Raw genomic sequence first — 14,526 nt, forward strand, 5'->3', positions numbered from 1 at the left:
CAATTAGTTCAGCCGCAAGTTCACGGATAAAGTTTTTTCTTTACCAAGCTTTCTTTTCACATGAAAAGAAAGCGTTTATGCCTTTCTTTGCAACTTTCTTGCGGCAAGGCAAGAAAGTTGATAAATATTCTTTGTTATCTTTCTTTTAAGAAAATTTAAAACTCAAAAATGATAGCGCCGAAGGTCAGACCTGCACCAAAGCCTACCAGACCCACTTTATCGCCCCTCTTGATTCTTCCGCTGCGTACAGCCTCATCAAGAGCAATAGGAATAGATGCACTTGAAGTATTTGCATGCTTATCAAGGTTTATAACAAATTTATCCATGGAGATTCCGAGATTTTTTGCAGCAGTTTCAATAATTCTTACATTTGCCTGATGCGGAATAATTACATCCAGATCATTCAGATCAAAATTTATTTTTTCAGCAGCCTTTGTCAGTGCGTTTGGAAGAGCCTTAGTAGCAAACTTATAAACCTCTCTGCCGTCCTGATAAAGATAATGAGAATTTGATTCCGGAAATCCGTCGTCAACATGCCCTTCACCTGTCATAAATGCATTTGCCGGCGGTATGGAACGTGCAAACAGATACTTGGCACCTGTTCCGTCTGCTCCCAGAAAGCTTGAATACAGTGAATTGTCAGCCCGTTCAATTACTGCAGCAGCTGCTCCGTCACCGAAAAGTACACAGGTACTTCTGTCAGTATAGTCAGTTATTTTTGTCAGATTTTCGTTTGCAACTACTAAAGCATATTTCATATTTTCATCTGACTGCAAATATCTTTTCGCCATATCTATTGCATACACACATCCTGCACATGCACAGTTAACATCTATTGTCATGGCATTGAACGCCTTGATTTCTCTCTGTACCATGCAAGACATTGACGGCGTATAGTAATCAGGGGACACGCTTGTATCAATAATCACGCCGATATCATCAGGAGAAATTCCTGCTGCTTCTATAGCCTGCTTAGCAGCCATAGAACCCATATACCATGTGGGTTCTCCGTTTGATACAAAGCGTTCCACCATACCAGTCCTTGTTCTTATCCATTCATCACTGGTATCTACAAAGGAAGTGAAATCCTCATTAACTACTTTTTTCTGAGGCTGATAGCCGCCTGTACCTAAAATTTTAATTCCCAGCAAAAAAATTCCTCCTTGACATTGTTTTCTATTCAGATTTATGGTATATTATTATAAGAAGATGAAAGCTACACCATAAACATATCATTTTTTATTGTAATCTATTTTTAACTTTTTTGCAATGTAATAATTGCTTTTTATTTGCCAAAAAAATAAAATCCCACATATTGCACAAATTTAGTGCTGAAAATTTGTGAGAATTTATAAATTAAAGAAAGAGGTATTTTGTTATGACAGTATTTTTATTTTCGGGACAGGGTTCCCAGTATCCGGGTATGGGCAAGGAGCTTCTGGAGGCTAATCCGGAATTTTCATTTATATATGATAAAGCATCAGAAATTTTAGGATTTGATCTGAAAAAAGTCACATTTGAGGGTACTGAAGAAGAGCTTGCCCGGACTTGCTATTCACAGCCTGCAATTATGGCAATGTCACTTCTGTGTTTTGAAGCGGCAAAGAAATATGGTATTTCATTTGACGCAGTTGCCGGTCATTCACTGGGTGAATATGCGGCTATGACAGCGTCAGGAATACTTACTCTTGAAGACGGTTTTAAAGTTATAAAGGCAAGAGCTGCCGCAATGGACAAGGCAGGACGTGAAACTCAGGGTGCTATGTATGCCATAATGAAAATGACACCGGAGGAAATTGAAAAAATCTGTGAGGAAACTCCGGGATATGTTGTTCCTGTAAATTATAATTCTCCAGTACAGACAGTAATTGCCGGTGAAAAGGATGCAGCAGCAAAAGCGGTGGAAACTTTTGCTCAGAAAGGTGCAAGAGCCGTACCGCTTAAAGTTTCAGCTGCCTTTCATTCAAAGCTTATGGAGGGTGCGGCAAAGGAATTTTATGAGGCAGTAAAGGATATCAGCTTTAACAAGCCGTCAGTACCGTTTTATTCAAATGTAACGGGCGAAGAGCTTAAGGATTTTTCTGATATGCCGTCACTTCTTGCAAAACACATGGTTTCTCCGGTACGCTTTACATCAGAGCTTAACGCTATGAGCAATGCCGGATTTGATAAATTCATCGAGCTTGGCCCAAACAAGGTTCTTACCGGACTTGTAAAGAAAACTCTTAAAGGTGCGGCAGCTGCCAATATTGAAAATCTGAAAACTCTTGAAGCGGCTTTGACACTGTGAAGATTTTGAAAAAATCTTCATAAATCTTTTTTATTAATTATTCTTTACTTTCTTGTGGCAACAAGAAAGTAACAAAAACCATGTTCATTTCTTGTCATGTGACAAGAAACGAACCAAAGAAACACACTTCTTTCTTTGTTCACACAAAGAAAGAAGCAAAGAAATGTAATGACATAAACTTCCTTTTGAACTGGAACGCATAGAAAGCGTCCCACAACTGTGTTGAGAAAAATCTTTACTTGCGAAGCCCTAAAAGCTGCACTCATCTTGATGGGAGCTTTCTTAAAGTAAATGTTTCCATTCAAATTAATTGTCGAGCCTTATCTAAAGGAATAAATAAAATAAAGCTACGTCTAAAAGTTTTTGTCTTACTTTTTTCAAAAAGTAAGTTGTCGAGCCTTATCTAAGTGAATCAATAAAAGTAAGCCACGTCTAAAAGTTTTTGCCCAGCTTTTTTTCAAATTTTCCCTCAAGTTTCCATTTGGTAACTTGTCGAGCCTCATGTAAAATAAACAAACAAAATAAAATACGTCTGAAAGTTTTTTGCCTACTTTTTTTCAAAAAAGTAGGAGAAAGGACACTAACTATGAATAAGTATGCTTTAATCGGACATCCTCTGGGACATTCCATGTCCCCGTTTATACACAAAAGACTTTTCGAGGAAGCTGGACGCAGTGCGGAATATACACTGGAGGATATTTCCCCGGAAAATTTAAAAACACAGCTCCCGGAACTTTTAAAATCAGTTTCCGGATTGAATGTTACAATCCCTCATAAAGTACCGGTAATCGAATTTCTTGATAAGCTTGATGAAAGTGCCCTGAGATATAATTCGGTAAACTGCATCTGCAATAAAGACGGCGTACTTACCGGATATAATACCGACTGTGACGGTTTTCTCCGTTCTGTACCACAAAAGGCTCTGGGCGGAAAAGTATTGATTTTAGGCTGCGGAGGAGTCGGCAGAATGATGGCAATCGAAGCTGCAAGGCATGGTGCTGAAATTACAATGGCAATAATTCCGGAAGCACAGGAAATGGCAGATACCCTTTGCAGTGAAATCGGGGAGAAGTATCCTGAAATTTCTGTGGAAATCGTAAACATAAATAATATAAACGGAAAGTTTGATTTACTTATAAACGCTACCCCTGTGGGAATGTACCCGAAAACTGATGCATGTCCTGTTTCAGAAGAAGTAATCGCAAACTGCGGACATGTGTTTGACGCTATTTACAATCCTACGAAAACAAAGCTTATTTCAATCGCTGAAAGTCACGGTATCGAAGCTGTGGGCGGTATGTCTATGCTGGTTTTGCAGGCAGTTGTGGCTCATGAAATATGGGACGGTGACAGCTATACAAAAGAGCAGATTGATAAAATTATAAAAGATTCTGTTGAAATTGTTGACAGGGATTTTAAATAAAAGGGGACCAAAGTCATGGCAATATTTTTATGCGGCTTTATGGGCTGCGGTAAGACTACTATAGGCAAAACACTTGCAAAGCTTATAGGCTTCGGCTACTGCGATATGGATGAGCTAATTGTCAAAAAAGCCGGAATGTCCATACCTGAAATATTTGAAACAAAGGGCGAGGCACATTTTCGCAGTATGGAAACTGAACTTATAAAGGAACTGGGAAGCTTTAAGGGAGTAGTTTCCTGCGGAGGGGGAGCAATGCTCAACGATATAAACGGTAAATATGCAGCAGAAAGCGGCTGTGTTCTTTTTCTGGATACTCCTTTTGAAACCTGCTATGGGCGCATTGCCGGAGATAAAAACCGTCCGGTTGCAGCAAGCCGTACAAAGGAACAGCTAAAGGAGCTTTATGATGAACGCTATCCGAAATATCTGAAAAATTCAGGCTATCGTATAGACTGTGACGGCACTCCCTATGAAATTTCCAATAAAATCACGAAACTTCTAAAGGAAAAGAGAGAAATCTGATGAAAATATATAATGTGCAGATTAAAACAATGGACAGGGGACTGTTTATCCCTGACGGCTGGGTTGAAATAAAAAACGGTAAAATTTCAGCCGTTGAAGAAGGTACTCCTGAAAATCTTTCAGCAGAGGATATAGACGGTGACGGCGGTCTGCTTATGCCGGGATTTATCGATGCTCACACTCATCTGGGCATAATCGAAAACGGCATTGATTTTGAGGGAGATGACTGCAATGAGGATACTGATCCGTTTACTCCTCAGATGCGGACTATTGACGGTATAAATCCCTTTGACAGGTGCTTTGAAGAGGCAAGAAAAAGAGGTATTACATCGGCGGTTGTCGCTCCGGGCAGTGCAAACCCATGCGGAGGAGAAATAATCGCTCTGAAAACTGCCGGAAGACGTGCTGACGATATGCTTATACGTCCGGTTGGAATCAAATTTGCGTTGGGGGAAAATCCCAAAAGGACTTATAATGACCGTGACGAAACTCCGGTTACCAGAATGGCAACTGCCGCTGTTATCCGTGAGGGACTGTCAAAAGCTGTCAGATACCTTGACGCAGTAAATGCCTATGAAAATGACAGTGAAAATCAGGAGCTTCCTGAATTTGATATTAAATGTCAGTCCCTTATACCTTTGCTTAAGGGTGAAATCTCTGCCCATTTTCACTGCCACAGGGCTGACGATATGTTCACAGCCATAAGAATTGCTAAGGAATTCGGACTGAAACCTGTGCTTGTTCATGCAACAGAAGGATATCTGATTGCGGATATTTTAGGACAGGAAAAGAATATTTCAGCCGTTTCAGGTCCTGTAATATGCGACAGATGCAAGCCGGAAATGAAAGGTCTGGACATAAAAAACACTGCGGAACTTGTAAAAAACGGTGTGAAAACTTCAATCTGCACAGATCATCCGGTGATCCCTGTGCAGTATCTTCCGGCATCTGCGGCAATGGCTGTAAAGGGCGGACTGGACTATGAAAAGGCTCTTGAAGCCATTACAATAAAAGGGGCTGAAATTGCAGGGATAGATGATGTTACCGGTTCTGTAACTGTGGGAAAAGACGCCGATTTGCAGCTTTATCATGGTGATCCGCTTGATATTGCAAAGGATCCGGATTGGGTCATGATTAACGGTCAGATTGTTTGAATGAGGTTGGTTTGTATGAGAGAAATTAATGTAAGTGAAATTGAAAATATAATACGTGATTTATGTATTAAGGCTAATATATATCTTCCGGAAAGTCTGGAGAAAAAAATTGAATGCTGTGCTTGTATGGAAGAATCTCCGGCAGGAAAAGCAGTTTTTGAGGATTTAAAATCAAATATTCAGGCGGCTAAGGACGAAAATATCCCTATCTGTCAGGATACGGGAATGGCTGTGATTTTCATGGAAGTGGGTCAGGACGTGCATTTCGTTGGCGGAAGTCTTGAAGAAGCCATAAACCATGGGGTTTCCAGAGGATATACCGAAGGCTTTCTGCGCTGTTCAATTGTCGGCGATCCCCTTGAGAGAGTCAATACAGGAGATAATACTCCGCCTGTTGTGCATCTGAGAATCGTGCCGGGAGACAAAGTGAAAATTGACGTATGTCCTAAAGGCTTCGGCAGTGAAAACATGTCGGCACTTAAGATGTTTACGCCATCTGCGTCACATGAAGATATTGTGGATTTTGTAACTGAAACTGTTTCAAAGGCAGGCAGCAATCCATGTCCGCCAATGGTTGTGGGAGTAGGAATCGGCGGCAATTTTGAACACTGTGCATTTCTGGCAAAGAAAGCACTTTGCCGTGATGTATCTCTGAGAAATCCTAAAGAGCTTTACAGAGGACTTGAAGAAAAAATGCTTGAAAAAATAAACAGATTAGGTATAGGACCTCAGGGGTTCGGCGGAAGAATTACAGCTCTCAGCGTTAATATTGAGGAAGCACCGACGCATATTGCCGGACTGCCTGTGGCAGTGAATATCGGCTGTCATGTTACAAGGCATGCGTCAAAGAAAATATAAGTCATGGTTTCGTGTCAGCGGAACTTATATAAAAAACCCCCGGCTTTACGCCGGGGGCAGTTTTTATAATTATTTTTTCTTTTTTCGTCCGAATTTCACTTTGGAAAGAACTGCCGCACCAGCAGTAACCGCCAGCCCGGCAATTGCAATTGCCGCAACGCCTCCGTCACCGGTAGTAGCCGCATCAACAGTAGTTTCTGCACCGCTGAAACCTCCCTGTGCTCCGTCATCTGTAGTAATTAACGGATCCTGAATCAAAGCCTCAGTAGTTGCTGCCTCTGTTGGCGGTGTTGTACTTTCCGTAGTCAGAGGACTTTCTGTAACATTTGAAGTTCCCACAGTGTCCAGTCCGGAAACAGTAAATACAACTCTGACCTGCTGAGTTACAGCAGTATTTGTCTGAATATCCTGACAAAGCTTAGGAGTTGCCTGATTGCTGGAAAGGTAAACTCTTGCTTTTCCTAAGTTATCCTGATAATAATTATAGTCGGTCGCATCAGCACTTGTGGTATAGCTCATAATCTTTATTCCGTCGATCCACACCTCATCAATAGAAATGCTGAGGTTCGGGTATTTAGTTGATGTAAAATCCTTGATATCAGCATTGTTTGTATCTGCTCCGGAGATTTCAAGCATAAGCATATCAATTGAAGAAGCTCCGCTGCCTGTAATATTCCATGTTGCCTCATACTGCGCATTGCCGTCTATTTCAGCTATAGTAGAACCGTTTGCATTGGCAGCACTTGTATCCCACTGGGTATATACCCCCATCTGACCTGCTACAATAGCCTTTCCCACAACAGCTGCCGCACCGACATTAACAGTCATAGCTGCCATTGAAAGTGCTGCTACAGCGCATGCAGAAACTGCTGCAATAATCTTTTTTAATCTCATTGTAAAACACCTCATATTTATTATTTTCTCTTTATTTTTGTAAGAATTGCTGCTCCGGCAGTAATTATCAGTCCGGCAAAAGCAATAGCCACGCTTTTTTCGCCAGTGACAGGGGCACTCCCTGATGTTCTTCCGATTGTGCGGGATTTAATGCCTGAAATCTCTTTTGTGACAGTTGGAAGAGAAACCGTTGTCAGAGCCGCAGCAGAAGTCGTGCTTGTTACAGAAGTTTCACTTACAGCTGTGGTTTCAGTAATATCCGTACTGACCGGCTGAACTCCGCCTGTTGCAGGCTCAGTTTCAGCTTCTTCCGAAGTAGTTTCTGAAACCTCGGTCTGAGGCTGTGTTTCAGGTTCTGTAGAAGCTTCGGTATTATCCTCCGGTGCTCTTTTATCCACAAAATCGGAACCTTTTTTGCCAGTGCCGCTTACCTTGAATATAACCTCAACAGATTCAGCAAATGTGGTTTTTGTCGGGAGTACGGAAAGGTTTCCCTCCCAGCTATCGACAATGTAAACTCTCGTACCGCTGAAACCGGCGTTTACATAATCCGTATTGACTACAGGCGTTTCGGAAAAGGGATAATCCTTTCCGTCGATCCTGATTTTTTCAACAGTCACTGATAAGTTTTCGTATACTGAAGTACTGACGCCCTCTATATCCAGTGCCAAAAACTCCACCGAATCGGAATATTTCAGAGGGAGAAATGCTGAATACACGGCATCTCCAGTAATTTCAGGACTTTCCGCACCGTCAGTGCCGTCATCCCATATTTCATTTTCACCGATTTGTCCAATCAATACCGCCTTAGGAATATCCTCAGCACAAATGTCCGAAATTGCCGTATCCGTCAGGATCAGAGCCATCGCACATGCGCACAGGCATGCAAAAAGCTTTCCTGATTTCATTTTTTCACCTCTGTATTTTAAGAAAGCACTGATACCGCACAAAGAGCATATTAACGCTTTGTTGTTTTAGATATAATCTTAATTTTATACATTTTAATTATATCATTAATATCCGCAATATGTCTATATCAAAACTGAATAAATATGCCAAATTTAATTTATATAAAACGTTCATTTTGCACAATTTAAATAAATTTTTAAGTTATAAAAATTATTTTTCTTCACAGTTGTTTTTCATAACTGAAAGCACTGATTCCATCAGGCGTTCCGGATCTTCCCTGTCGTTAAGCTTTATGCTTATATACGGCTTTGAAAGACTGTTAAACATTACTCTTCCCTTATACGCCGCAGATACGGCATTTATCTGTTCAGGCGCCGGATGTTCGATATAGAAAAACAGTCTGTCTCTGTTCTGTTTGATTTCAGTAATTCCAAGATTTGCCGCAGTATTTCTAAGCAGTGAAGCGTCAATAAGTCCCAGAACGGATTTTGGCGGATCTCCGTAACGGTCAATAAGCTCGTCGATCATTTCAACCTTGTCTTCCGGTGTTTCAACGGCTGCAATTTTTTTGTATATGTCAAGACGCTGGGCTAAACTTTCAATATATTTTTCCGGAATGTGGGCATCTATCTGAATATCCACAGAACAGTCCGCAGCCTTTTTGACCGGCTCTCCCTTTTCCTCGGCAATAGCTTCTGTAAGAAGGCGGATATACATGTCATATCCTACCGACTCCATATGTCCGTGCTGTTTTCCGCCCAGAATACTTCCTGCACCTCTTATTTCAAGGTCACGCATAGCAATTCTGAAACCGCTGCCGAACTGAGTAAATTCTCTCATGGCATTAAGTCTTTTTGCGGCAACTTCGCTCAGTACCTTTTCACGCCTGAATGTAAAATAAGCAAATGCTCTTCTGTTGGAACGTCCCACACGGCCTCTGAGCTGATAAAGCTGGGAAAGTCCGAAATAGTCTGCATCTTCAATAATAAGGGTATTTACATTCGGAACGTCAACACCCGTTTCGATAATAGTAGTACAGACAAGTATATCTATTTCATGTTCAACAAGCTGTCTCCAGATTTCCGACATATCCTCTTCTGACATCTGACCGTGGGCATAGGCAATTCTGGCATCCGGAATAAAGTCCTGTAATTTGGAAGCACATGCTGCAATAGTTTCCACACGGTTGTGTATATAATAAACCTGACCGCCTCTTTTTAGCTCTTTGTTTATTGCCTGTATCAGCATGCCCGGATTATATTCCACAACATAAGTCTGTACCGGATGTCTGTCCTGAGGAGGTTCGTCAATGACCGACATATCTCTGATACCGCTCATTGCCATGTTAAGGGTACGCGGAATAGGCGTAGCCGAAAGAGTAAGCATATCAACACCAGTAAAATGCTCCTTGAATTTTTCCTTGTGTGCCACTCCGAAACGCTGTTCCTCGTCTATGATGGCAAGACCTAAATCTTTGAATTCAACGTCTTTCTGCACCAGTCTGTGAGTACCGATAATAATATCGATAAGACCTTTTTTCAGTCTCTTTAAAATATCCTGCTGCTGTTTGGGAGTCCGGAAACGGGAAAGCAGTTCAATGTTTACAGGAAACTGTTCAAAGCGTCTTAAGGCAGTCTGGTAATGCTGCATTGCAAGAACTGTGGTCGGCACTAAAATAGCGCACTGTTTTCCACTTGCAACACACTTCATTGCTGCCCGGAACGCCACTTCTGTTTTGCCGAATCCCACGTCTCCGCAGAGAAGTCTGTCCATAGGTCTTGGCTTTTCCATATCCTCTTTGATTTCGCTTATGGACTGTAACTGATCATCTGTTTCAGCATAAGGAAAACGTGACTCAAAATCTCTTTGCATTTCATCGTCCGGTTCAAAAGCTATACCCTGACTGTTTTCACGTTTTGCATAAAGTGCAGTAAGCTCGTGTGCCATATCTTTTACGGCACGTTTTACATTGTTTCTGGTTTTCTGCCATTCCGCTGATGAAAGCTTGTTAAGCTTTACTCCGGTATCGTCTCTCGGTCCGATATATCTTGAGACCATATCAAGCTGAGTTACCGGTACATATAAAACGTCCTTTCCGGCGTACTGGATAGTAATGTAATCCTTTGTAACGCCCTCAAGCTCCAGCTTTCTGATGCCAACAAATCTTCCGATACCGTGAAGGGAATGAACCACCAGATCTCCGGCTGAAATGTCTGAAAGACTTCTTATTTCCTCGCCCTTTTTATGTTTTCTCTTTTTCTTTTTTGAGCTTGTAGCTTTTGCCTGAGTAATTACCGCCGTTTTGTTTTCCGGGTATTCAGTTCCGCCGGACAGACTTCCGGTCATAAGCAGAACTCTGCCGGGCAGACACTCAGAATCTTCCTTTGCTATATCGCATTTTATTCCGGCATCTGTCAGATCCTGACGGATAATGGGAAGAGTTTTTTCACTTCCGGCGATAAGCATTGTCCGGTATCCCCTGTCGCAGTAGCTTTTCAGGTCTTCATTGAGCTGACGCATTTCCCCTCCCCAGGGAGCATTATGAAGTGCATCAAAGCTGATTATTTTTTTATAGCCTACTCTGTCAAGTCCCTGAACAAAATTGCTTAAGAATATCTGTCCGTTACTGCCGGATTCTGAAAAAATATGTTCCGGTTCAAAATAATGTCCCTCAAGACCTCTGCAAAGCTCACCTTCTTCAAGGAGTATTTTACAGTCTTCGTTATACTGGGCAATAACTCCCTTTGCACTTTCCAGTGCAGAAACATATTCGGAAAATACAGTAATACCGCTGAAATATTCAAAAACCGACGGGATTTTTCCGTCGTAAATCAGCGGGATATATTTATCCATATACTGAAGCTCGCTGTTTTCTCTGAGAGCATCAGCGTCCTCTGCAAGATGCTCTTTTATTACATCTGCTTTCTTGCTTCTGATGCCTTTGGCAAAAGCGTCAATTTTATCGGCAAGTGCAATTCTGTCAGTTACTGTTTCAATTGCCGGAGCAATTTCCACAGATTCCGCTGATTCTGTTCTTCTCTGGGTTTCAGGGTCAAAATATGAAATACTGTCAATCTCGTCCCCCCAGAGTTCCATTCTCACCGGCTGTTCTGACTGAACAGGGAAAATATCCGCAATTGCACCCCTTACAGAAAACTGTGAAGGTCCCTCAACCTTATCACATCTTACATAACCCATATTTACAAGCTTTTGCTTAAGTACGTCAAGGTTTATTTCACCGCCGGATTTTATTTCAACAGTGTTGTCGATCAGCACATCTTCTGGAATAACCGGTTCCATGACCGCTTCAATACTCGCTGCCAGAATTTTGCATTTCCCGTTTATCAGCATTGAAAGTGCCGCCAGCCGCTGATGCTCATATTCTCTTGAAAAGCCCTCTATACGGGTAAGAGCAAGCTCTCTGGATGGAAAAAGCATGGCAAAATCATGCTGTCCCGACATTATCTCCAGATCATCGCAAAGTTTCTTTGCCGCAGCTTCGCTCTCTGTTATTACAAGTACAGGCTGACCTGAATAAAGTGAATAAATAAACTGTGCCTTATGAACATGCGAAAGTCCCGTAGCGCACAGGGGAGTTATCCCCTTATCCAGACATGCCGATATCTCTTTCCAGCTTTCAAGCTCCCGGAAAGTATCCCTGAAAAAATTCATTGTCAGCTCCTTCCAAACACAAAACAGCAACCCCCGCAAACAGGGGATTGCCCGAAAATTTTTATTTTACTTTTACTTTCTTGAAAAGAAAGATAACAAAGAGTATTTTTCCTTACTTTCTTGATGCTTCAAGAAAGTAAAAGAAGGGCGAGCAATGCTCGCCCCTACAAAGTAAGCTGTCGAGCCTCATGTAAAATAAGCCAGTAAAGAAAAATACGTCTGAAAGTTTTCGCCCAGCCTTTTTTCAATTTTTCTCTCAAGTTTCATCACAGTAACCTGTCGAGCCTTATCAAGATTAATCAATAAAATTAAGGACGAAATAAAAGTTTTTTGCTTACTTTTTTTCAAATTTTCCCTTTAGTTCCATTTTAGTAAACGGTCGAGCCTTATGTAAAATAAGCCAGTAAAGAAAAATACGTCTGAAAGTTTTTTGCTTACTTTTTTCAAAAAGTAAGTCAGGAATTGAACTTATTCATTGCTTCATCAATTTTGCCGTCAACCATAAGTTCAATACTGTCGCAGGCATGCTGACAGGCATCCTGCATTTTTTCCAGATCTTCCTGACCGAACCGGCTGAGTACCCAGTCGGCAAGGTCGAATTTAGGATGAGGTTTTTTGCCTACGCCCATTTTAATTCGTGGAAATGTATTTTCTCCGGTAAGATATATAATGCTCTTTATTCCGTTATGACCGCCGTCACTGCCTTTTCTGCGGATTCTCAACGTTCCCGGTTCAAGTGAAATATCATCATATACAATAATTACATGCTCAATATCCAGCTTGTAAAAGTTCATGGCTTCTGTTATTGCCTGACCGCTGTTGTTCATGTAAGTTGACGGTTTCATTAAAAGGCAGTGCTTCCCGCTTATTGATACATCACTGCAAAGAGATTTGAATTTCAGTTTTTTTATTTCTGTACCCAGCCGCTGTGCCATAGTGTCCATTACCATAAATCCAGCATTGTGCCTTGTGTACGCATACTGCTCTCCGGGATTTCCTAAGCCTGCTATTATATATTCAACAGGACCTGAAGGCATCGGTGCTTCAGATTTTGAAATTTCCCTGAATTTATCAAAAATACTCATTTATATCACTCATTGTCCAGTCTTTTCTTAAGCTTTACCAGACTGTATCCTTCCTTTATCTTAACAACGCCTCTGTCAATTGCCAGTGCATAATCCGGAACGTCCTTTGTAATAGTAGTTCCGGCAGCAGTATAAACAGCCTTTCCAAGCTTTACAGGAGCAATAAGATTTGTGTTGCATCCGATAAAGCAGTTGTCGCCGATTTCGCATCTGCTCTTTACAATACCGTCATAGTTTACAGTAACGGTACCGCAGCCGAAGTTTACTTTTTTACCTACATCGCTGTCACCTACATATGTAAGGTGAGCAACAGCAGTACCCTCGCCGATAACGGAATTCTTGATTTCAACAAAGTCACCGATTTTAACTCCGCTCTTGATATGGCTGCCCGGACGGATATGAACCCATGGACCGATTTTTACTCCGGCATCAATGGTAGAATCAAATGCCTGAACATAGTTTAAGCTTACGCCTTCCTTTATATCGCAGTCATCAATTATGCAGTTTGGTCCTATACGGCAGTCTTTACCGATTTTTGTTTTTCCTCTCAGATGAGTTCCTGCCATGATTTCTGTTCCGGGTTCAATTGTTACATCTCTTCCGATTACAACTCCGTCAATACAGTTGAATTCTACTCCATTATCAAGGTGCTTGTCAATAACTGCCATTCTCGCAATTGTGTTAAGTTCCAGAAGACCCCTTCTGTCATTTGCGCCCTTTACTACATTAGGATTTTCAGAAATATATGCATTTACACGTCTGCCTTTGTTTAAAGCAATAAACACACTGTCAGTCAGATAATACTCACCCTGAGAGTTGTTTTGAGTAAGCTCACCCAGATACTCAATAAGGTCATCTGTCTTAAACCAGTATGCGCCGGAATTTACTTCCTTTATTTCACGCTGGGAAACAGAAGCGTCCTTTTCCTCTACAATAGAAGTTATGCCGTTTTCGCCTCTTACAATTCTGCCGTAGCCTTTTGGATTGTCAATTTCAGCAGTAATTACAGTTATAGAATTACCCTCGGATTCGTGAAGTTCCAGAGATTTTTTTATAGTTTCAGAATCAATGAAAGGAGCGTCACCGCACAGCACAAGGGTATTTCCTCCGTTTGCTTTCATAAATGGTACAGCCTGCATAACCGCATGACCTGTACCCAGTCTTTCACTTTGAAGAACTGTTTCATAGCGTCCGTCAAGATATTCATCTATTACCTCGGACATAAAGCCTTTGACAATACACATCTTTTCAATTCCAGCACCTTCGCATGCTTTTATGACCCATTCAAGCATAGGCTCTCCCAGAACCTTGAACATAGGCTTTGGTATGTCTGATTTCATTCTTTTACCCTGACCTCCGGCCAGTATTACAGCATTATTCATATATTTTTCCTCCTTCCCTACTTTTTTGAAAAAAAGTAGGCAAAAACTTTTATACGTATTTTATTTTACTGATTTATTTTAATATAAGGCTCGACCACTTACTTTTTGAAAAAAGTAAGACAAAAACTTTCAGACGTGGCTTTCTTTTATTCGTTCCTTTAAATAAGGCTCGACAATTCATTTAAATGGAAACATTTATTTTAAGAAAGCTCCCATCAAGATGAGTGCAGCTTTTAGGGCTTCGTAAGTGACAGAAATCCCTCAACACAGTTGTGGGTCGCCTTCTAAGCGTTCCAGTTCAAAAGGAAGTTTATGTCATTACATTTCTTTGCTTCTT

11 protein-coding genes are annotated in these 14,526 nt (G+C 41.3%); 5 read left to right on the forward strand and 6 right to left on the reverse strand.

The window, feature by feature from the left end:
- Positions 1–155 precede the first annotated feature (155 nt).
- On the reverse strand, positions 156–1,151 hold the full coding sequence (locus tag ACI4WO_RS07705) for a beta-ketoacyl-ACP synthase III (RefSeq protein WP_439806976.1): 996 nt from the start codon (positions 1,149–1,151) through the stop codon (positions 156–158).
- A 227-nt stretch (positions 1,152–1,378) separates the two neighbouring features.
- Here ACI4WO_RS07705 and fabD point away from each other — a divergent pair, with 227 nt between their 5' ends.
- From fabD to ACI4WO_RS07730, 5 genes are all read left to right on the forward strand, one after another.
- A complete protein-coding gene (fabD, locus tag ACI4WO_RS07710) occupies positions 1,379–2,290 on the forward strand; it encodes an ACP S-malonyltransferase (protein ID WP_439806977.1) in 912 nt (303 codons plus the stop codon).
- A gap of 586 nt (positions 2,291–2,876) precedes the next feature.
- On the forward strand, positions 2,877–3,713 hold the full coding sequence (locus tag ACI4WO_RS07715) for a shikimate dehydrogenase family protein (RefSeq protein ID WP_439806978.1): 837 nt from the start codon (positions 2,877–2,879) through the stop codon (positions 3,711–3,713).
- A 15-nt stretch (positions 3,714–3,728) separates the two neighbouring features.
- Complete coding sequence (locus tag ACI4WO_RS07720) at positions 3,729–4,235, forward strand: shikimate kinase (RefSeq protein WP_439806979.1); 507 nt, start codon at positions 3,729–3,731, stop codon at positions 4,233–4,235.
- Positions 4,235–5,389: an amidohydrolase gene (locus ACI4WO_RS07725; protein ID WP_439806980.1), complete on the forward strand. Its 1,155-nt coding sequence runs from the start codon at positions 4,235–4,237 to the stop codon at positions 5,387–5,389. The genes ACI4WO_RS07720 and ACI4WO_RS07725 overlap by 1 nt, the downstream gene beginning before the upstream one ends.
- Before the next feature lie 15 nt (positions 5,390–5,404).
- Positions 5,405–6,247, forward strand: a complete 843-nt coding sequence (locus ACI4WO_RS07730; RefSeq protein WP_439806981.1) for a fumarate hydratase — start codon at positions 5,405–5,407, stop codon at positions 6,245–6,247.
- A 69-nt stretch (positions 6,248–6,316) separates the two neighbouring features.
- Here the strand turns inward: ACI4WO_RS07730 and ACI4WO_RS07735 are convergent, their stop codons facing one another.
- The 5 genes from ACI4WO_RS07735 to glmU form a co-directional block, all read right to left on the reverse strand.
- On the reverse strand, positions 6,317–7,141 hold the full coding sequence (locus tag ACI4WO_RS07735; protein ID WP_439806982.1) for a hypothetical protein: 825 nt from the start codon (positions 7,139–7,141) through the stop codon (positions 6,317–6,319).
- Positions 7,142–7,161: 20 nt separating this feature from the next.
- Complete coding sequence (locus tag ACI4WO_RS07740; protein WP_439806983.1) at positions 7,162–8,049, reverse strand: hypothetical protein; 888 nt, start codon at positions 8,047–8,049, stop codon at positions 7,162–7,164.
- Between the two features lie 211 nt (positions 8,050–8,260).
- Entirely contained in the window at positions 8,261–11,722 is a 3,462-nt protein-coding gene (gene mfd / locus ACI4WO_RS07745) for a transcription-repair coupling factor (protein ID WP_439806984.1), read from the reverse strand.
- A gap of 455 nt (positions 11,723–12,177) precedes the next feature.
- Positions 12,178–12,807 (reverse strand): aminoacyl-tRNA hydrolase, encoded by a 630-nt coding sequence (gene pth, locus ACI4WO_RS07750; protein WP_439806985.1) that lies wholly within the window; start codon positions 12,805–12,807, stop codon positions 12,178–12,180.
- Positions 12,808–12,812: 5 nt separating this feature from the next.
- The gene (gene glmU / locus ACI4WO_RS07755) at positions 12,813–14,189 is read right to left on the reverse strand and encodes a bifunctional UDP-N-acetylglucosamine diphosphorylase/glucosamine-1-phosphate N-acetyltransferase GlmU (RefSeq protein ID WP_439806986.1); all 1,377 of its coding nucleotides are present in this window, start codon (positions 14,187–14,189) and stop codon (positions 12,813–12,815) included.
- Between the last annotated feature and the right edge of the window lie 337 nt (positions 14,190–14,526).

Origin of the sequence: Porcipelethomonas sp. (genome assembly GCF_051893655.1) — a bacterium.
In the GTDB taxonomy this organism is placed as follows: Bacteria; Bacillota; Clostridia; order Oscillospirales; family Ruminococcaceae; genus Porcipelethomonas.

Coding starts and splice junctions, on each gene's coding strand:
- fabD (WP_439806977.1), top strand. CDS start 1,379: ATGACAGTATTTTTATTTTCGGGACAGGGTTCCCAGTATCCGGGTATG.
- ACI4WO_RS07715 (WP_439806978.1), top strand. CDS start 2,877: ATGAATAAGTATGCTTTAATCGGACATCCTCTGGGACATTCCATGTCC.
- ACI4WO_RS07720 (WP_439806979.1), top strand. CDS start 3,729: ATGGCAATATTTTTATGCGGCTTTATGGGCTGCGGTAAGACTACTATA.
- ACI4WO_RS07725 (WP_439806980.1), top strand. CDS start 4,235: ATGAAAATATATAATGTGCAGATTAAAACAATGGACAGGGGACTGTTT.
- ACI4WO_RS07730 (WP_439806981.1), top strand. CDS start 5,405: ATGAGAGAAATTAATGTAAGTGAAATTGAAAATATAATACGTGATTTA.
- ACI4WO_RS07735 (WP_439806982.1), bottom strand. CDS start 7,141: ATGAGATTAAAAAAGATTATTGCAGCAGTTTCTGCATGCGCTGTAGCA.
- ACI4WO_RS07740 (WP_439806983.1), bottom strand. CDS start 8,049: ATGAAATCAGGAAAGCTTTTTGCATGCCTGTGCGCATGTGCGATGGCT.
- mfd (WP_439806984.1), bottom strand. CDS start 11,722: ATGAATTTTTTCAGGGATACTTTCCGGGAGCTTGAAAGCTGGAAAGAG.
- pth (WP_439806985.1), bottom strand. CDS start 12,807: ATGAGTATTTTTGATAAATTCAGGGAAATTTCAAAATCTGAAGCACCG.
- glmU (WP_439806986.1), bottom strand. CDS start 14,189: ATGAATAATGCTGTAATACTGGCCGGAGGTCAGGGTAAAAGAATGAAA.